At 64.4% G+C, this 18,344-nt stretch carries 19 protein-coding genes; 11 read left to right on the forward strand and 8 right to left on the reverse strand.

All coding sequences use genetic code 11. The annotated features are described in order from the left end of the window. Positions 1–14: 14 nt before the first annotated feature. On the reverse strand, positions 15–2,171 hold the full coding sequence (gene dctP, locus HJ583_RS00840; RefSeq protein WP_170019678.1) for a TRAP transporter substrate-binding protein DctP: 2,157 nt from the start codon (positions 2,169–2,171) through the stop codon (positions 15–17). Positions 2,172–2,378: 207 nt separating this feature from the next. Between dctP and ccmA the strand changes: the two genes are divergently transcribed. From ccmA to HJ583_RS00890, 10 genes are all read left to right on the forward strand, one after another. Beyond that, positions 2,379–3,005: a cytochrome c biogenesis heme-transporting ATPase CcmA gene (ccmA, locus tag HJ583_RS00845; RefSeq protein ID WP_170019680.1), complete on the forward strand. Its 627-nt coding sequence runs from the start codon at positions 2,379–2,381 to the stop codon at positions 3,003–3,005. Further along, a complete protein-coding gene (ccmB, locus tag HJ583_RS00850) occupies positions 3,002–3,667 on the forward strand; it encodes a heme exporter protein CcmB (RefSeq protein ID WP_170019682.1) in 666 nt (221 codons plus the stop codon). Before ccmA ends, ccmB begins: the two co-directional genes overlap by 4 nt. 82 nt (positions 3,668–3,749) lie before the next feature. Beyond that, positions 3,750–4,487: a heme ABC transporter permease CcmC gene (gene ccmC, locus HJ583_RS00855; RefSeq protein WP_170019685.1), complete on the forward strand. Its 738-nt coding sequence runs from the start codon at positions 3,750–3,752 to the stop codon at positions 4,485–4,487. Further along, positions 4,484–4,666, forward strand: coding sequence for a heme exporter protein CcmD (ccmD, locus tag HJ583_RS00860; RefSeq protein ID WP_235943687.1), 183 nt, complete (start codon positions 4,484–4,486; stop codon positions 4,664–4,666). The genes ccmC and ccmD overlap by 4 nt, the downstream gene beginning before the upstream one ends. 1 nt (position 4,667) lies before the next feature. Then, entirely contained in the window at positions 4,668–5,111 is a 444-nt protein-coding gene (gene ccmE, locus HJ583_RS00865; RefSeq protein ID WP_170019687.1) for a cytochrome c maturation protein CcmE, read from the forward strand. 10 nt (positions 5,112–5,121) lie between these two features. After that, positions 5,122–7,050, forward strand: coding sequence for a heme lyase CcmF/NrfE family subunit (locus HJ583_RS00870; protein ID WP_170019689.1), 1,929 nt, complete (start codon positions 5,122–5,124; stop codon positions 7,048–7,050). Next, positions 7,047–7,577 (forward strand): DsbE family thiol:disulfide interchange protein, encoded by a 531-nt coding sequence (locus HJ583_RS00875; protein ID WP_170019691.1) that lies wholly within the window; start codon positions 7,047–7,049, stop codon positions 7,575–7,577. The genes HJ583_RS00870 and HJ583_RS00875 overlap by 4 nt, the downstream gene beginning before the upstream one ends. Next, a complete protein-coding gene (locus HJ583_RS00880) occupies positions 7,570–8,016 on the forward strand; it encodes a cytochrome c-type biogenesis protein (protein ID WP_170019693.1) in 447 nt (148 codons plus the stop codon). Before HJ583_RS00875 ends, HJ583_RS00880 begins: the two co-directional genes overlap by 8 nt. Before the next feature lie 2 nt (positions 8,017–8,018). Then, positions 8,019–9,218 (forward strand): c-type cytochrome biogenesis protein CcmI, encoded by a 1,200-nt coding sequence (gene ccmI / locus HJ583_RS00885; protein WP_173863636.1) that lies wholly within the window; start codon positions 8,019–8,021, stop codon positions 9,216–9,218. A 175-nt stretch (positions 9,219–9,393) separates the two neighbouring features. Next, complete coding sequence (locus HJ583_RS00890; protein ID WP_101942043.1) at positions 9,394–9,696, forward strand: hypothetical protein; 303 nt, start codon at positions 9,394–9,396, stop codon at positions 9,694–9,696. Here the strand turns inward: HJ583_RS00890 and HJ583_RS00895 are convergent. The 7 genes from HJ583_RS00895 to HJ583_RS19275 form a co-directional block, all read right to left on the reverse strand. Continuing rightward, a complete protein-coding gene (locus HJ583_RS00895) occupies positions 9,612–10,343 on the reverse strand; it encodes a hypothetical protein (protein ID WP_170019697.1) in 732 nt (243 codons plus the stop codon). The genes HJ583_RS00890 and HJ583_RS00895 overlap by 85 nt on opposite strands. 70 nt (positions 10,344–10,413) lie before the next feature. Continuing rightward, complete coding sequence (locus HJ583_RS00900) at positions 10,414–11,043, reverse strand: YceH family protein (protein ID WP_170019699.1); 630 nt, start codon at positions 11,041–11,043, stop codon at positions 10,414–10,416. A 61-nt stretch (positions 11,044–11,104) separates the two neighbouring features. After that, positions 11,105–11,818, reverse strand: coding sequence for a pseudouridine synthase (locus HJ583_RS00905; protein ID WP_170019701.1), 714 nt, complete (start codon positions 11,816–11,818; stop codon positions 11,105–11,107). 59 nt (positions 11,819–11,877) lie between these two features. Beyond that, a complete protein-coding gene (thiD, locus tag HJ583_RS00910; RefSeq protein ID WP_170019703.1) occupies positions 11,878–12,711 on the reverse strand; it encodes a bifunctional hydroxymethylpyrimidine kinase/phosphomethylpyrimidine kinase in 834 nt (277 codons plus the stop codon). Between the two features lie 163 nt (positions 12,712–12,874). Next, positions 12,875–14,824: a peptidase U32 family protein gene (locus HJ583_RS00915; RefSeq protein ID WP_170019705.1), complete on the reverse strand. Its 1,950-nt coding sequence runs from the start codon at positions 14,822–14,824 to the stop codon at positions 12,875–12,877. Positions 14,825–14,936: 112 nt separating this feature from the next. Beyond that, complete coding sequence (locus HJ583_RS00920; protein ID WP_170019707.1) at positions 14,937–15,122, reverse strand: hypothetical protein; 186 nt, start codon at positions 15,120–15,122, stop codon at positions 14,937–14,939. A gap of 125 nt (positions 15,123–15,247) precedes the next feature. Then, positions 15,248–16,630 carry a DUF4832 domain-containing protein gene (locus HJ583_RS19275; protein WP_173863637.1) on the reverse strand — a complete coding sequence of 461 codons (1,383 nt, stop codon included), beginning with the start codon at positions 16,628–16,630 and terminating at the stop codon, positions 15,248–15,250. A 107-nt stretch (positions 16,631–16,737) separates the two neighbouring features. Between HJ583_RS19275 and HJ583_RS00930 the strand changes: the two genes are divergently transcribed. After that, positions 16,738–18,330 carry a putative bifunctional diguanylate cyclase/phosphodiesterase gene (locus HJ583_RS00930; protein ID WP_170019711.1) on the forward strand — a complete coding sequence of 531 codons (1,593 nt, stop codon included), beginning with the start codon at positions 16,738–16,740 and terminating at the stop codon, positions 18,328–18,330. Positions 18,331–18,344 lie beyond the last annotated feature (14 nt).

Genomic DNA, 18,344 nt, shown 5'->3' on the forward strand with positions numbered 1-18,344 from the left:
GTGCCCGGCTGGTTTCAGCGCAACTCCTGGATCGCGCGCAGCAGGCTCTTTTGTTCGGAGGATGTGATGAACTGGTCGTAGACCGGGCGCATCGCGTTCTCGAAGGATTGCTTGTTCACATCCTGGATGAGACGGGTGCCGGCGGCGACCACCGCCTTGCGGGCGCTGTCTTCGCGCTCCTTCCAGTACTGGCGCATCAGGCGCACAGAGTCGCGCGCGGCAGCACTGATGAGCTGCTGATCCTCGGCTGAGAGGCCATCCCAGCGGCGTTTGGAGAAGACCAGGATGTCCGGCGCCATCGAATGCTCGGTGAAGGAGTATTGCTGGAAGATCTCGAAGTGCTTGAAGCCCTCGTAGGAGGGCAGGTTGTTTTCGGCAGCTTCGACGAGCCCCATGCGCTGGCCGGCGATGATTTCATCCAGCGCCATCGGTGTGGGCTGAGCACCCATGGCTTTGGCAATCGCGATCCACAGATCGGATTGCGGTACGCGCAGTTTCAGGCCGCGCATGTCGGCCAGCGAGCGGACAGCCTTGTTGGCGTAGACCGAGCGCGCGCCGCTGTCGTAGAAGGCGAGGCCCACATAGCCGCCGGCTGCGCAGGAGGCGAGGATCTGCTGACCGGGCCCTCCGTCCATGCTCTTCTGCATGTGGTCGATCGAGCGGAACAGGAAGGGCATGCCCGGCACCACGGTGAGCGGGCAATCCTTGTTGAGGCTGGAGAGCATGCTGCGGGTCATGTCCAGTGCGCCATTCTTGATCCCTTCCAGCGCGTCCTTCTCCGAGCCGAAAGCGCCCTTGGACATCACGCGCAGGCGGATCCGCCCCTGCGAGCGCTCCTGGATCATCTCGGCCATGGCGCGCTGGGCACGCACCGCTGGGTGCTCGTCGGCATGGATATCTGCGACGCGCAATTCGAGGGTCTGCGCACCGGATGAAATGCGGTAGCGCGAGAGGGAGGCCACGATCTCGCGCCCGACCTGGCCGATGCGGCCGACGGCGACTGCCGAGGAGGCTGCGGCTTCGGAATTCTGCTCGCTCATCTGGGCGATCTGCTCGATGTTCTGGGCGATCTCGGTGCTGGAGGTCTGCTGCTCGCGGATGGCGCCGGCGATTTCCTCAACCACCCCGGCCGCTGCAGATGAGCCTTCCTTGATACGTTCGATCGAATCTCCGGCCTGCTGGGCGCTTTCCACGCCCTGACCCACAGCGGTCTCGGTGGTGGTCATGCTGTCGACGGCGGAGCGGGCGCTGTCCTGCATGCGCTGGACCAGGGCGGTGATTTCCTGGGTGGATCGGGCGGTGCGTTCGGCGAGCTTGCGCACTTCGTCGGCCACCACCGCGAAGCCGCGACCCTGCTCCCCGGCACGCGCCGCTTCGATGGCCGCATTCAGGGCCAGCAGATTGGTCTGGTCGGCGATCTCGCGGATCGTGCCGGCCATCGAGGAGATGCCGTCGCAGTCGGTGCGCAGGGTCTTGATGCGGGCAGAAGCCTCGCGCACCGAGTCGGCGATGGCACGGATGCCGTCCACCGTGCTGAGGATGGCGCCCGCGCTGTGGCTGGCAATGTCGCTGGAGTCCTGGGTATGCTGATTGGCATCCCGGGCCTGCTGGGCCACAACCGAGATGCTGACCGTCATTTCCTCCACCGCAGCGGCCATATTGGCCGAGGCGTCGCTCTGGATCTGCGAGTTGCGCGCGATCTTGCGCGAGGTGACGTCCACCTCCTCGGTCACTTCGAGCATGTGGCCGGTGGCTTGCTGGATCTCGGTGAAGCTCTGGCGCAGGCGCTCGAGCAGGCGGTTGTAGGCCAGCAGGGTCTGGCCGATTTCATCCTGGCTGGCGACCGTGATCTCGCTGGTGAAGTCGAGCTGATCGGCTGTGCGCTCGATCGTGCGCTGCATGATCTTGAGCGGGGTGATCAGGGCACGCCACAGCACGTAGCCGACTATCAGGATCAGGCCGACCCCGAGCACCAGCACCACAATATTGGTGCCGCGGGCCGCAGCGAAGGCTGCTTCGACGGTGCGCAGCTTGTCGGCACCATCGCTACCGAGCGCCTTGGCGGCTTCGGCATTCAGGCTGGAGAGGCTGGACAGGGCCACCCCAAACATGACGCAACAAGTGGCCAGTGCCGCGCCGATGAGGAACTGGATTTTTCGGGTGATGCTCATTTGCTGTTCTCCGCTCCCTGTGATGCTTGTTCGGCCTGGTGTCGCGCTGCTGCATGCGCAGGCAGATTCCGCCGGGTTTCTTGCGGGCTTACGGCAGGCCTGGCGGGTTTCTTGAGACGGGTTTGCCCGCATTGGGCGCCGCCCTTCTGCATGGCAGGCAGGCGCCTGAGGTGGCCGCGCCGCCTGAGTTGTGCTTGAATGCCGGCCATGCTCGAAACCCGTAAACTCGCCTGCCAGCGCGGCGAACGCCTGCTCTTCAAGGGCCTGGACCTGCGCCTCGGTGCAGGTGAGCTGCTGCGCATCGGCGGTGCCAACGGCATGGGCAAGACCAGCCTGCTGCGTCTGCTGGCCGGCTTGAGTCTGCCCGCGGCGGGCTCGGTAAGCTGGCAGGGGGCGGAGATCCAGAGCAGTCGCGAAGCCTTTCATGCTGCGCTCCTGTATCTGGGCCATGCCCCTGCATTGAACGATCTGCTCACGCCGCCCGAGAACCTGGCTTTCGCTTGCGCTACGGCCAGCCTGCTGGTGAGCGCGGTAGCCTGCCAAGAGGCGCTGACCCGGCTCGGGCTGACCCGACAGCTGGAGCTGCCGTGCAAGCTGCTGTCGCAAGGGCAGCGTCGCCGTGTCGGGCTGGCGCGCCTCGCGCTGTCGGCGAGCCGGCCCTTGTGGATTCTCGACGAGCCTTTCACGGCGCTGGACGTGGCGGCCGTGAGCGCGCTGGCCGCCCAGATCGACGCGCATTGTGCTGCGGGCGGCAGCGTGATTTTCACCTCGCACCAGGACGTGCCCTTCGCCACGCCCCTGCGCGTGCTGGACGTGGAGGCCTTCGCGCCATGAAGGTCTTTCTTGCGGTGCTGCGGCGTGACCTGCTGCTGGCCTGGCGCGCGCGCGCCGATCTGCTGGTGGCGCTGTCCTTCTTCCTGATCGTGGCCAGCCTGTTCCCTTTCGGCGTGGGGGCGGACCCGAACCAGCTGCGCGCCATCGGCCCCGGCGTGGTCTGGGTGGCGGCCCTGCTTGCGGTGTTGCTGGCCTTGCCGCGCCTGTTCGACAAGGATTTCGACTCCGGTGTGCTGGAGCAACTGCTGCTCTCGCCGGAGCCGGCCGTGCTGTGGGTGGCTGCCAAGATTGCCGCGCACTGGCTGGCCACTGGCTTGCCGCTGGTGATCCTGTCGCCGCTGCTGGGCACGATGTACCGCCTTGAGGGTGTGGAGCTTGGGGTGCTGGCAGGCGGCCTGCTGCTGGGTACGCCGATTCTGTCACTGGTGGGCGCCATCGGCGCGGCGTTGACCCTGGGCCTGCGCGGCGCGGGCTCACTCTTGGCCCTGCTGGTGCTGCCGCTCTTCGTGCCGGTGCTGGTCTTCGGCGCCGGGGCGGTGGATGCCTGGGGCGCCGGGATGGGCGTGAGCGCCCAGTTCTCGCTGCTCGGTGGCGGCCTGCTGGGGGCACTGGCCTTGTCACCTCTGGCCTGCGCGGCAGCCTTGCGTCTCGCCGTCGAGTGATTTCTTGAAGCGGATCAAGGCCGGTGCCGGGCCATTCCTGCGTATCATCCGGTTCAGCTGAACAGCCTGCTGACTGACAAGCATGAATATTTTCCGATTCTCCTCACCGCAGACTTTCTACCCGCTGGCTGGCCGCCTCGTGCCGGTCTTCGCGGTGCTGGCCGCTGCCTTCCTCGCTGCCGGCCTCTACATCGGTTTCTTCGAGGCGCCCACCGATGCCGTGCAGGGCGAGGTCTATCGCATCATCCACATCCATGTTGCCGCAGCCTGGATGAGCATGTTCATCTACCTCGTGATGGCCTTCTGGTCGGCGATCGGCCTCGGCTTAGGCACGCGCCTGTCCTTCTACATGACCCAGGCCCTGGCGCCCACCGGGGCGCTGTTCTGTTTCATTGCGCTGTGGACCGGCGCACTGTGGGGCCGCCCGACCTGGGGCGCCTACTGGGTGTGGGATGCACGCCTGACTTCGCAATTGCTGCTGCTCTTCCTCTACTTCGGCTTTATCGCCCTGACCCGCAGCATTGAAGACCCGCGCCGGGCCGACAAGGCGGGCGCGATCATCGCGCTGGTCGGCGCGGTGAATGTGCCGATCATCTATTTCTCGGTGAAATGGTGGAACACCCTGCATCAGGGCGCTTCGGTGAAGCCGGGCGGCTCCAGCATGGCCAGCGTGATGCTGTGGGCGATGCTGCTCACCGCGCTGGGCTGCTGGTTCTACAGCCTTGCGGTGACCTTGACCCGTGCCCGCAGCATCATCCTTGAACGCGAACGTCATACCGACTGGGCGTCCATCGAGATCGCACGACTGGGGAGCAAATGATGGTCTGGCAATCCTTCAGTGACTTCATCGACATGGGCGGGCGTGGCGCCTTCGTGTGGGGCAGCTATGGCCTGAGTTTTCTGCTCATGGCTGCGGAACTCTGGCTGCTGCGTAGCCGTCGGAAGCAGAGCATCCGGCGCCTGTGTCAGCTGCAACAACTCGAACAACAGAAAGACTGACGTGAAACCTCGCCACAAGCGCTTCCTCCTGATCGGCATCGCCCTGACTCTGCTGGCCGGCGCGACTGCGCTGGTGCTGAACGCCTTCAACGACAATCTGGTCTTCTTCCATACGCCCAGCGAAGTGGCGGCCGGCAAGGCGCCGCAGGGCCGCACCTTCCGCATCGGCGGCATGGTGGTCGCTGGCTCGGTGCAGCGCGCGGCCGACGGCCAGACCGTGCGCTTCATGATTACCGACACCGCGCAGGTCGTGCCTGTGGTCTACAAGGGCGCGCTGCCGGATCTCTTCAAGGAAGCCAAGGGTGCGGTGGCGCAGGGCAAGCTGGGCGCCGACGGGGTCTTCACCGCCAGCGAGGTGCTGGCCAAGCATGATGAGAACTACATGCCGCCCGAGGCCAAGGACGCTATCGATCAGGCCCACGCCACGGCCAAGACCCTGAAATGAGGCACGCCTGATGATCCCCGAACTCGGCCATTTCTCCCTGATCCTTGCTTTTCTGGTGGCGCTGACGCTGGGCGTGCTGCCCCTCATTGGCGCGGCCCGCAACGATGCGGCCTTGATCGGTCTTGCCCGCCCGGCCGCGCGGCTGGAGTTCGCACTGATTGCGCTGGCTTTCCTGTGCCTCACGCAGAGCTTCATTGCCAATGATTTCTCGGTGGCTTACGTTGCTTCGCATTCGAACACCAAGCTGCCGCTGGCCTACCGGATTACCGCCGTCTGGGGCAGCCACGAAGGCTCGCTACTGCTATGGGCGCTGCTGCTGGGCTTGTGGACTTGCGCCGTGTCCTTCGCGCGCAACCTGCCCGAGGAGTTTACGGCCCGCGTGCTGGCGGTGATGGGGCTGGCGGCCTCCGGCTTCCTGGCCTTCATGCTGTTCACCTCCAACCCCTTCGAGCGCCTGCTGCCCGGCGCGCTGGAAGGCAATGACCTGAATCCGTTGCTGCAGGACCCGGGCATGATCATTCACCCGCCCTTGCTCTACATGGGCTATGTGGGCTTCTCGGTGGCCTTTGCCTTCGCCATCGCGGCCTTGATCGGTGGCCGGCTGGACGCGGCCTGGGCACGTGCCTCGCGGCCGTGGACCCTGATTGCCTGGGTTTTCCTCACCCTGGGCATCATGGTCGGCTCCGGCTGGGCCTATTACGAACTCGGCTGGGGCGGCTGGTGGTTCTGGGATCCGGTCGAAAATGCCAGCTTCATGCCCTGGCTGGTCGGCACGGCGCTGGTGCACTCGCTGTCGGTGACCGAGAAGCGCGCGGCCTTCAAGAGCTGGACGGTGTTGCTGGCCATTTCGGCCTTCTCGCTGTCGCTGCTGGGCACCTTCCTCGTGCGCTCCGGCGTGCTGACTTCGGTCCATGCCTTTGCGACCGACCCCAAGCGCGGCATCTTCATCCTGGCCCTGCTAGTGCTGGTGATTGGCGGCTCGCTGCTGCTGTATGCCTGGCGGGCGACGAGTCTCGCCGGCGGCGGCAAGTTCGCCCTGTTCTCGCGTGAGACCTTCCTCCTGATCAACAACGTGCTGCTCTCGGTGGTGGCCGCCACGGTGCTGCTCGGCACGCTTTATCCGCTGCTGGTGGATGCGCTGGGCATGGGCAAGCTGTCGGTCGGCCCGCCGTATTTCGAGGCGGTGTTCTTCCCGCTGATGACGCCGGTGGTGCTCCTGATGGTGGTCGCGCCCTTCGTGCGCTGGAAGGATCAGGCGCTGCAGGCCTTGTTGCGCAAGCTGCTGCCGGGACTGGCGCTGGCCTTCGTGCTCGGCAATCTCGCCGCCTGGCTGGCCGGTGGCTGGAGCGTGCGCAGCGGCTTGGGCCTGTCGCTGGCGGCCTGGGTGCTGATTGGCAGCGGGCAGCTGCTGTGGCAGCGTCTGCGCGGGCCGGAAGCCAGCTTGCGCAATATTCCGCGCGCTTGGTGGGGCATGTGGCTGGCGCACTTCGGCATCGGCATCTTCATCATTGGCGTGGCAATGGTGAAAACCTTCGAAGCCAACATCGATACCACGCTCAAGATCGGCAGCTCGGCCGAGCTGGCGGGTTACCGCTTCACGCTCGACAAGGTCGAAGAAGCACGCGGCCCCAACTATGCGGCGGCACGTGCCACGGTGAGCCTGAGCCGTGCTGGCGCGAGCATCAACACCCTGCATCCGGAAAAGCGCATCTATCTGGCGCGCCAGATGCCGATGACCGAATCCTCGATCGACACCGGCCTGCTGCGTGACGTGTATGTGTCGCTGGGCGATGCCGTGGCGGACGACAGCTGGGTCGTGCGCCTCTACTACAAGCCCTTCATCAGCTGGATCTGGGCGGGCTGCCTGCTGATGGCGCTGGGCGGCCTGCTGGCAGCGCTGGATCCGCGTTATCGCAAGACGAAGAAAGTGGCCGCATGAAAGCCAAAGCCCTGATCCCGCTGGCGCTCTTCGTGGGCCTCGTGGCCCTGTTGGGCATCGGCCTCACCCTCAAGCCGCGCGAGATTCCCTCGCCGCTGATCGACAAGCCGGCGCCGGCCTTCAATCTGCCGCAGCTGCTGCAGCCGGATGCCCGCCTGAGTCTGCCCGACATGCAGGGCAAGGTGTGGCTGCTCAATGTGTGGGCCAGCTGGTGCGTGGCCTGCCGCGAAGAGCATCCGGTGCTGGTGCAGTTCGCCAAACAGAACGTGCTGCCAATCATCGGCCTGAACTACAAGGACAAGCGTCCGGATGCGCTGAACTGGCTCAAGGAAGGGGGTGATCCCTACACCCTGTCCATCGTTGATGCGGATGGCCGCGTCGGCATCGACTACGGCGTGTACGGCGTGCCCGAAACCTTCCTGATCGATCGCAATGGCCGTATTCGCTACAAGCACATCGGCCCGGTCACACCGGAAGCCCTTGAAAAGGAACTGATGCCGCGCATCAAGGAGCTGCAAGGTGCCTAAGCTGATCCTTTGCCTGCTGCTGTGTCTGACGAGCCTCGCCAGTCTGGCGCAGACCGACACGGCGCTTGAAGCACATGTCATGAAACTCTCCGAGGAGCTGCGCTGCCTCGTGTGCCAGAACCAGTCCATCGCCGAATCGCAGGCTGAGCTGGCGCAGGATCTGCGCCGCCAGGTGCGCGAGATGCTAGCGGCCGGCAAGAGCGATGATGAAGTGCGCAGCTTCATGGTCGAGCGCTATGGCGATTTCGTGCTCTACGAGCCGCCGGTCAAGCGCAGCACCCTGTTGCTGTGGCTGGGCCCGGCCGTGCTATTGCTGGGGGCGCTGGGAGCCTTCCTGTGGCGCCTGCGTAGTCGTCGCCAAGAGCAGGCTGAAGTGCCGGATGCAGCAGCGTTGGAAAAAGCGCGCGCCTTGCTGGCTGAACAAGACACCAAAGGATGAGCATGACTGCGTTCCTGATCGTTGCAGCGCTGGTGCTGCTGAGTGTGACTGCGTGGCTCGTCCGCCCCTTGCTGGCGCCGAAGGCGCTCTCCGCGGAGACGGAAAGCCCTGCCCTGCGGGTGCTGCGCGAACAGCGCCGCGAGCTGGAAACCGATCTGGCGGCTAACCGCATCAGTGCTGCAGAACATGCTGATAGCATGGCTGAACTGGAGCAGCGCACGGCCGCCGAAATGGCCGCGCTTGCCGCGCCCGGCGAAGCGCGTGCGGCGCGAGGCTGGGCGGCTGCGCTGGGGCTCGGCCTGCCGGCCGCCGCAATCGGCCTCTATCTGATCATCGGCCAGCCGGCCGGGCTGGATCCGGCCAATACCGCGCCGCAACAGGCTTTCGGTGCGGGCGAAATCGAGGCCATGGTGAGCAAGCTGGCCGCAAAGGTGGCCGCCAATCCGGATGATCTGGAAGGCGCTCAGATGCTGGGGCGCTCTTACATGGTGCTGGAGCGTTTTGATGAAGCGGTGAAGGTTTTCGCCGCATTGGCCCAACGCCGCCCACAGGATGCCCAGGTGCGGGCCGATTGGGCCGATGCGCTCGGCAGCGTGCAGGGCAATCGGCTCAGTGGCGAGCCAGCGCGTTTGATCGATGAGGCGTTGACGCTTGACCCGGACAACGTCAAGGCACTCGCGCTGGCCGGTTCGGTGGCCTTTGAGCAGGAAGACTATCGGCGCGCCTTGCGCCACTGGCAGCGCATGGCGAGCAAAGTGGATCCGCAGAGCGAGATCGGCCGCAATGCCGATGCCATGATCGCTGAAGCGCAGCAGCGTCTGACTGGCGCTGCGCCTGTGCCCGCACCGTCGCCTGCTGTGGCTGCAAACGGTTTGCAGATGGCAGGACGGATCAGTGTGTCTGCCAGCCTGCATAGCCAGTTCTCGCCAGACGACGCTCTGTTCATTTTTGCGCGTCCTGCCGCAGGCGGACCTCCGATCGCTGCCCTGCGCATGAAGGCAGGTGATCTGCCGGCAAGTTTTGATTTTGCTCGCGCCCAGTTGATGGGTGGTGACCCGGGGCAAGGGCCATTCGTCATCGGCGCACGTATTTCAAAGAGCGGAGAGGCGAAGGCGGGCGTAGGTGATATGGAGGGTTATTCTGTAGGTGTTAGTCCTAATACTAAAGACATAATCATAGAAATCGACAAAATCATCAAATGACAAACGGTTTTGTTGAATAGACTTGCTGAAAACGCCCTTGCAGCAAGCTTTGTGCATTAAGTCACAGATTGTGGTGGCGTTAATCCCGAGGACGCCGCCTTTGGTCATTACGCACCTTCAGACAGTATTTAAAGAGGGTGCGAAAAGCTAGGATGCAGGCATTGATTACAGCTTCATGTCTGCCATGTTCGATATCGCCATCTACAGCAAGACCGCCCTTGGCCGCGCCGAGATGAACGAGCGCAGGCTGGGCCTGAGCCAGCGTCTGCGACGCGCCCTGATTATGGTGGACGGCAAGACGCGCTACGGCATCCTGCGCGAGATGCTCGAACCGTTAGGTGAGCCCAAGGAAGTCATTGAGCAGCTCGTGGAGCTTGGTCTGATCGAGTCGGACTACGATCTGCCGCCTATGCCGGTGTTCGGCAACATGCTGGTAGAAGATCCTTCGACGCTGATGGATGTCCATCCCACCAGATGATGTTGTCGTGGCGTGAGGGACCACGCTGTGTGTTCCTGTGCAGGCAGCACACCGAAGCTGCCATGATCAAACAGTTCTAGTTCGCCGCCTGACCAGAAGGCGGCCAGCAGCTGCTCCAGACTTTCTCCCTCCTGCCACTTGCGCGCCTGTGTATTGCGCGGCGTGCGGCTGCCTGCGACCACATCGTGATAGCTTGCCCATGAGCTGCTCTGCAGGGCCTGCAGGAGTTGTGTCGGCCAGCGTGAATCGAGTTGTGCGAGTTGCTGACCGAGCGAGTTGGCAAACAGGAAGGCCGCTTGCGGATAGTGCTGGCGCAGGGCTAATGGTCCATGCAGGCCAGCGAAGCAATCAAGCTGGCCGTGCCGGAAGTGGATGGCCGGGAAGCGTCGGCGTAACAGGGCGCGCGCCAGCGGGTCCGGCTCCAGGATTTCCACCTTTGCAAAGCGGACGAGGAAATCGGCATTCAGCGTGTAACCGGCACTCGGACCAATGATCACCAGTTCTTTTTGTGGTGGCTGCCAGGCGGACAACCAATATCCCACCTGAGTCACGAAGGGCTGCCACAGGCGACGGCGATAGCGCAGGGCACGCCAGTGGTAGATCAGCCCGCCGCTTGGATTCCAGAGGTGGTTTTGCAGGGCGCTCATATCTGCAGGAGCGGCCGCTGGCCGTGAGTTCGTTGCCAGTGGCCGCCCCAACAGAAATCGGGTCGCACACTCACGCCAGGAGTGCCTTCAACTCTGCTACTTCGGTGCGCAATTGCATCACTTCTTCCCGCAGACTGGCGACTTCAGCGGCCAGACCCACACTTTCTGCGCCTCGCGTGGCGGGGGCTGCAGGCAATTCCGGTGTTCCGCTCAAGAGATGGGCCCAGCGGCTTTCTCGGGCTCCGGGCGCCCGAGGCAGCAGGATGGTCAGTGGATTGGCGGCGCGGATGGCAAGCTCCTCCAGGAAGGCTTCCAGCGAGGAGGCGTCGGCGAAGCGATAGAGGCGCTCGCAGTTGGCGCGCAACTCGGCCACGGTCTGCGGACCGCGCAGGATCAGGGTGGTGAGGATGGCCACCGAAGGCGTCGGTAACTGGAAGACCTTGGGCAGGTTGTGACCGTATTTGGTCACGCGTCCCCCTGAGGACTCGATGATCAGGCTGTAGCTGCGCAGGCTATCGATGGCTTCCAGCACGGCGGCTTCGGATAGTTCCATCACCGGCTCACGGGCGGTTTTCTGATTGCAACCAGTGACCAGCGCATTCAGCGAGAGCGGATAGGTGTCGGGAACGGAGGCCTGCTTTTCAACCAGAACGGCGAGGACGCGGGCTTCAATGGGGGAGAGCTGTTGGGGTTCGGACATGCTTTTTTTCGCTGCGGGTAAAAACCCAATCATAGCTGCCTGGCCCGTGAAACTATGCGATTCAGGCGTCCGGCCAGGGTAGCAGCCAGGGTTTGCCAGTGAGTTGGTCGGCAATGCGGGCAAACAGCTCGCCTTCTATCGGCCGTTCGAGGAAGTCGAAACACACGTTCTGCCAGGTGAAACGCAGGGCATAGGCATGCAGATAGCCGCGGTCGGCCGGACTGCCGCCGTAACGTGCGTCGCCGAGGATCGGGGCACTGAGGCTCTTGAGCGCCACGCGTAGCTGGTGGGTGCGGCCGGTGAGTGGGCGCAGCACGAACAGGCGCAGGCCATCCCCGGCCGAGAAGGCAAAGAATTGGGTGGCTGCGCGCAAATCGCCTTCACGCGACAGGCGCCAGCTGCCGCCACGCGCCTTGAGCATCGCGCCCTTGATCCAGCCCTGTTTCTTGGACGGTTTGTAATCGGACAAGGCCAGATAGCATTTGCTGATCTCGCCTGCCTCGAACATGCGCCCGAATTCGCGTGCCGCGTCGGCATGCCGGGCGAACAGCACCAGCCCCGAAGTGATGCGATCGAGGCGGTGCACCGGATGCAGGCCGGCCTCGCCAGTGGCGGCTTTCACCCGGGCGACGAAACCGGGCTCGTCCTCCTCGGTGTGAAAGCTCACGCCCGCCGGCTTGAGGGTCAGCAGGAAATCTGGATGGCTGTAGAGGACGAATTGCGCAGTCTTTGCGCAGTGATCGGCACTGTCTTTTGCGTCAGGGGTTTGCAGCATTTTTCCAGAAGCTATCCACAGGCTTGCTCAGGGTTCTTGGGGATATCAAAGGCTGTGAGTCACTTCCACAGTGCGTGGAAATGATGCACAGGACCATGACCGCTGCCGACCTGCAGGCTGCCCGAGGTGGCAATGGCACCGCGCAGCCAGTCGCGTGCGGCACGTACTGCGTTTTCGGTACGGCGGAATTCTCCGGCCTGTGGCAAGAGCGCTGCAATCGCAGAAGACAGCGAGCAGCCGGTACCGTGAGTGTTCTTTGTTTCGATGCGCGGGGCAGGCATCTCGATCATGCGGTCGCCGTCGAAGAGCAGATCGACCACTTCATTGCCAGGTAGGTGGCCACCCTTGAGCAAGACCCAGCGTTCGCTCGACAAAGGTTGCATCTCGCGCAGGCGTTCCACGGCGCGGTACATCTCCTTGACTGTTTCCGGCGCGCGCTGCTCCAGCAATACGCCCGCTTCCGGCAGGTTCGGCGTGATCATGAAGCTTTGCGGTAGCAGTGCTTCGATCAACATGCTGACTGCATTCTTCGCCAGAAGGTGATCGCCGCTCTTGGCCACCATCACCGGGTCGCACACCACATACGGGGCCTGCCAGTGGGCGAGGCGCTCGGCCACGGTGTGCACGATCTCGGCCGAGCCCAGCATGCCCAGCTTCACGGCGTGGATCTTCACATCTGCAAAGAGGGTATCGATCTGCAGCTTGAGGAAATCGGTGGGTGGCACATGCACGCCGGTGACGGCCTGGGTGTTCTGTGCGGTGAGCGCGGCCACCACGCCGCAGCCGTAGGCACCAAGGGCCGAGAATGATTTCAGGTCGGCCAGGATGCCAGCGCCGCCAGAGGGATCGACACCGGCAATGGAGACGACATTGGGGATCAGGCGTTGGCTCATGAGGGTGACTTGATTCAGTGGAGCGGGGATTGTACGGCTGCGCCGGGATTGTGGGAGCGGCCGGAGGCCGCTCCTACGAAATCACCGTGCCCCGTAGGGCCGGCTTCAGCCGGCGGGGCCCGAGGTGGCATGGGCCCATGCGGCTAAAGCCGCACCTACAAAATCAGGCGGGCCGCTTGGCGTGGAAAGTCAGCGGCACGCTCACCGGTGGTGGTGATTTTAGGATGTGCGACTTCATCTTGCCCATGACATGCATTTCGCATGGCTTGCAGTCAAAGCGCAGGGTGAGCTTTTCCTTGCCGTTGATCAGGGTCATCGGCTCGGCGCGCACTTGCCCTTGCACGCCGGTGACGCCCTTGGCCTGCTTGGGGCACAGATTGAAGGAGAAGCGCAGGCAGTGCTTGGTGATCATCAGGCTCACCTCGCCATCTTCCTCGTGCGCCTCGTAGGCCGCTTCGATCAGCTTTACGCCATGCTTCGAATAGAAGCGCCGCGCCGCGTCGTTGTATACGTTGGCCAGATACGATAAGGATTCGTCCGGATACTGCGCGGGCGGTTCACTGGCGGCGAAACGCGGCGGGCGGCCGAGTGCTTGGAGGCGGGCTGCTTCGAGCGCCTCGATGGCCTCGCGGCGCAGGGCGTTGAGTTGCGAAGCGGGCAGGAACCAGGGCTGCTGCCAGTCGACTGAAATTTCGCGTGCCGAGAAGATCGTGGCGCCGAGCTTGGCGAGGTGTTCGCGCAGGCTGGCTTCACTCTTTTCCGGATGTTGCGCGGGCTGCTTGTCGCAGGCCAGTTGCGCCGATGCTTCTGCGCCGGATTCATCCACTACGCGTAGCGCGAAGCCCTCGGGCGTCTCGGAGAAATGCAGGTCCAGTGCGATGCGGCGCTCGGCGGATTTCTTGAGCAGGGCCTGTTCCCAGGCGTGGTCGCGGTTGCGCGAGATTTCCACCCCCACGACCAGCCCCGGCAGTTCGCTGATTTTCTGGTTCGGCGTCACGCGCCATACATTGCCGATCTGCTTCACCGTGTCGGCCTGCACACCCTGCAGGCGGCGCTTGTAGAGCCAGCTGAGGCCGTCGCTGTTGGCGAGCGGTGCGGCGGATTCCAGTTCGAACCAGTCAGTGCTGACTTTCGTCACGGTGCCCAGACGTTCGCCTTCGTGGCTGGGTGCGTCGAAGGCGCCGATGTCTTCCTTGCGGCCCTGCACGAAGTAATCGGTGCTGCTGCGGTTGAAGCTTTTGTCCGGGTCCGGCTGGAAGCTGAATGCGCTCTTGCCGTGCGAGGCGGCGGCCAGTTCCGGCCGCTCTTCGAGAATGCCGTCGAGCAGCTGGCGGTAATGCGCGGTGATGTTCTTCACATAGCGCATGTCCTTGTAGCGGCCTTCGATCTTGAAGCTCTGCACGCCGGCGTCGACCAGTGCGCGCAGGTTGGCGCTCTGGTCGTTGTCCTTCACCGACAGCAGATGCTTGTCGAAGGCCACCACGCGGCCCTTCGAGTCTTCCAGCGTGTAGGGCAGGCGGCAGGCTTGCGAGCAGTCGCCGCGATTGGCGCTGCGCCCGGTGTGGGCGTGGCTGATGTAGCACTGGCCCGAGAAGGCCACGCACAGTGCACCGTGGATGAAGAACTCCAGTGGCACGGCCGGATTCACGGCGGCGCGGATCGCAGCAATTTCGTTCAGCGTGAGTTCGCGCGCCAGCACCAGCTGCGAGAAGCCGACTTCGCCGAGGAACTTTGCTTTCTCCACGGTGCGGATGTCGCACTGGGTGGAGGCGTGCAGCGCGATCGGCGGCAGGTCCAGTTCGAGCAGGCCCATGTCCTGCACGATCAGTGCGTCCACGCCTGCGTCGTAGAGCTCGCGGACCAGCTTGCGCGCGGGTTCCAGCTCGGCGTCGTGGAGGATGGTGTTGAGGGTGACGAAGATGCGCGAGCCATAGCGGTGCGCGAATTCGACTAGCCCGGCAATGTCGCTGACCGGATTGTCCGCCGAGGCGCGGGCGCCGAAGGAAGGGCCGCCGATGTAGACGGCGTCCGCGCCGTGCAGCACGGCTTCGCGGCCGATGTCGGCGGTCTTGGCGGGGGCGAGGAGTTCGAGTTGGTGACGCAGGAGGCTCATGGGGGCGCAGGGCAAATCTTGTTGTAAGCCGCGAGTTTACCTGCAAGCGCTCCGCGCTTCCCCTGAAAACACGAGCGGCCCCGCGGGGCCGCTGTGACGGAGGGGGAAGACTTCAGGCCGCCGGGCGCAGCGGCAGGCTTGCAGCGGCCGCCGTGGCTTCGGCTTCGTCCAGGGCGTCATGCCGGGGCGGCTGCTTCCTGTCGTCGTCTGCCGAGGCGGCGCGGCTGCCACCGGTGCCGGGCGAGCCGGACATGGCCGTGGCCAGCAGGAGCATCAGGAACATCGGGGTTTGCTTCATGGCGTGCGCCTCCGGAACTTCATGAACTGAAGCATAGGAAGGGGTTTTCCCGCACACAAGCGCAGAATTTGTTGTTGCACTGCGTCGCGTCTGAGATGGATCAAAGCCGGGTGTATCGGCATCAATCAGTGGAGTGTCAGCTTTTCCAGGCTGAGCCAGCCCGCCAGGTCTGCATCCTGCGTGCTGTTTGCGAAGCGTAGCGGCAGGCCTTTGGCAAGCGGATTGGTGGCGCGCAGCAGCAGACGATAGTGCCCGGCGCCGAAGCCCGCCAAGGGCAGGCTGGCCTCGCGCCGGTGGGCCGGCTGGCCTGGCAGGATGCCGTGCAGACCGCTCGCCAGATCCTGTTGCGCATGGAGCTTGCCGTGCTCATCGAGGAGGGCTAGTTGGAGTGGCCAGGGGTGATAGAAGGGGGCGACGCCACGGTTCTCGATTTCAAGCGTGATCTCCAGCCGCCCGCCCGAATGCCGCAGGGCGATGCGCGGCACGTGGAATTCGTAGCCCATGCGCCGCACCTGCTCAAGGGCGCGTGCGCGGCGCTCGGGGGGATTGGCGGTTTTGAACATGCCTGAATCCATCAGCCAGCTGACATGGGTGGCGGCCACGCACTCGGCAAAGTCCTGCAGTTGCGGCAAGCCCGGCGCGGTATCGAAGACCTTGCCCCAGGCTTCGGGGCGGATCTCGCCACCGATCGGGCGGGTCTGCCAGGCCTCCAGCGCGCCTGCCGCCTGCAGCTTGGCGACGAAATAGCTGGTCTTGCTGGGCAGGGTGTTCCAGGCGAAGGAGTCGTCGTGGAAACCGAATGGGCTGGCGGCATTGGCGACATACACCGGATCCGCGTCACCCGCCGGGTAGCGCAGCAGGACGGGGGTGCTGCGGAAGGCCCGTGCATAGGCGTCCATCACGCTTTGCTGCAGCGCCCGGTCGGCAAACAACTCGTTGCGGGGATAGTCATGCCATTCGCCCCACAAGCCGAGCAAGCCGGCGGTGATGAAGCCGATGCGGGCGTCACCGTCATAGCGTTGGCCAAGGGCGGCAATGAAGTTGGTGAGGGCGGGGGCGAGTGCCGGATGGCGGTAGTCCGGCGTTTCGTTGAGGACGGGCGGGCGGGGTGGGGTACTGGGGCGTTCCCAGCGCGTGAGCGTCACTACGTCGCGCAGTCCGGCCGGCAGGCCGGAAGGCTTGCCCGGATATTCGAGGTAGAAGCGGAAGATGGCCTGATGGCCGCGTCCTGCTACCTGATCGAGAAAGCGCTCCAGCACGCTCCAGTCGTACTGTCCGGGGCCACGCATCACAGCAGCGAGCGGGAAGTAGCTGAACTCCATGCTGTGCGGGAAATCGTCCGGATTTGCCGCACCGGCATAGGGCACCAGACCCTTGAGCGGGTTACCCGCCGGCGCCGGCGCATAAGCCAGCGGCTGCCAGTCCAGAGCATGCGCCTGAGCGCACCATAACCCTGTGGCCAGCAGGACGAGAAGGCATGAAAGGCTGACTCTCAGGGCATTTGTCACACGAAACATAATGTTGCATACGCTCAGGTATGTTGCTGGGCAGGATGGACTTAAGCTTGCGTCGAATCCTGCGCATAGTCATGCGCGGGCAGACGAGACAGCATAGCTTGAGAGTCAAACCCGCCGCGCCACCGCGCTTTTCTTTTTCCCCCCAGGCTCGCCGCGATAGCGTCGGTTTCCTGCTGCTCGGCCTGTGCCTGACCGCCAGCCTGCTGTGGCTGGACTCCTTCGACTGGTTCGTGCGCTTTGCGATGACTCACGAGCATTGGGAGCTGGATGAGCTGGCCACCGCGCTGTGCGTGATGGGGGGGCTTGGCTACGTCTTTGCCTGGCGCCGGATTACCGAGCTGCGGGGCGAGATCCTGCGCCGCGAGCAGGCCGAGGGGGAAGCGCGGCATCTGGCGAGCCATGATGCCCTGACCGGTTTGCCCAATCGCCGTTCGCTGCGCGCCCATTTCGATGCGCTGAGCAGCGCCCGGAGACAGAGCGGTTTTTACCTGACGATCCTGGACCTCGATGGCTTCAAGGCCATCAATGACCTGCATGGTCATGCGATCGGCGATGCCTTGCTGCTGGAAGTGTCACGCCGCCTTGAGCTGTGCTTTGGTGCGGATTTTGTGTGCCGTCTGGCCGGCGATGAGTTCGCCGTGATCGTCAGCTCGGTCGAGTCCGAAGCCGCTGCCCGTAGCTTGATCGAGCGGGCCGCCGCCGCCTTGCAACAGCCGATGCAGGTGGAGGCGCGCGCGCTGCAGGTTTCTGCAACCTTCGGGGTCGCGGTCTGGCCGGCTGATGGTCAGCAGCTGAGTCTGTTGTTGCGCCGGGCGGATCTGGCGCTCTATCAGGGCAAGAATCTGAGCCGCAGCAGCGTGCGTTTCTTCAGTGCCGAGCTCGATCAGCAGATCGAGGCGCGTTCGCGCGTTGAGGCTGCGGTGCGCGAGGGGCTGAGGCATGGGCGTCTGAGCGTGCATTTCCAGCCCATCGTCGAACTCGCCAGTGGCCGCATTGCCGGCTTCGAGGCGATGGCCCGCCTGCATGATCCGGAGCTGGGGAGCGTGGCGCCAGAGAGCCTGATTGCCGCGGCGGAACGTGCGGGGCTGATCGTGCAGGTGGCCGAGCAATTGCTGGAGCAAGCCTGTCGCGCGGCGGCCGCCTGGCCGGACGAGCTTTTCCTGTCATTCAACCTGTCGCCCATGCAGTTGCGGGATCGCTTGCTGGTGGAGCGTTTGCTGCGTGTGCTGGAGCGCAGCGGGCTGGCGCCGACGCGGCTGGAGCTGGAGGTGACCGAGACGGCCATCCTGCTCGACGCTGACGAAGCCGAACAGACTTTTGCCCGCCTGCGGGCGCTGGGCATGCGGGTGTCGGTGGACGATTTCGGGGCTGGCTATTCGAGTCTCGGGCGCTTGCAGGGCTTCCGCTTCGACAAGCTCAAGATCGATCCGGCTTTCACCCAGGCCATTGGCCAGCCCGGGCGAGGGGAAGACATCCTGGAAGGCTTGCTGGGTCTGGCGCGGGGGTTGAACAGCGACGCGCTGGCCGAAGGTGTCGAGACGCCCGCCCAGGCACACTGGCTGATGCAGCGTGGCTGCCGCTACGCGCAGGGCTATTTCTTTGGCGAGGTGCTGCCGGAAGAGGCCGTGCTGCCGATGCTGCGTGAGCAAACGCAAGCGGCCGACGTGGCCTGGCAACGCGAGGCCTCTTGAGGCCGGCTGAACGC

Origin of the sequence: Uliginosibacterium aquaticum, from assembly GCF_012972705.2 — a bacterium.
Classification (GTDB): domain Bacteria; phylum Pseudomonadota; class Gammaproteobacteria; order Burkholderiales; family Rhodocyclaceae; genus Uliginosibacterium; species Uliginosibacterium aquaticum.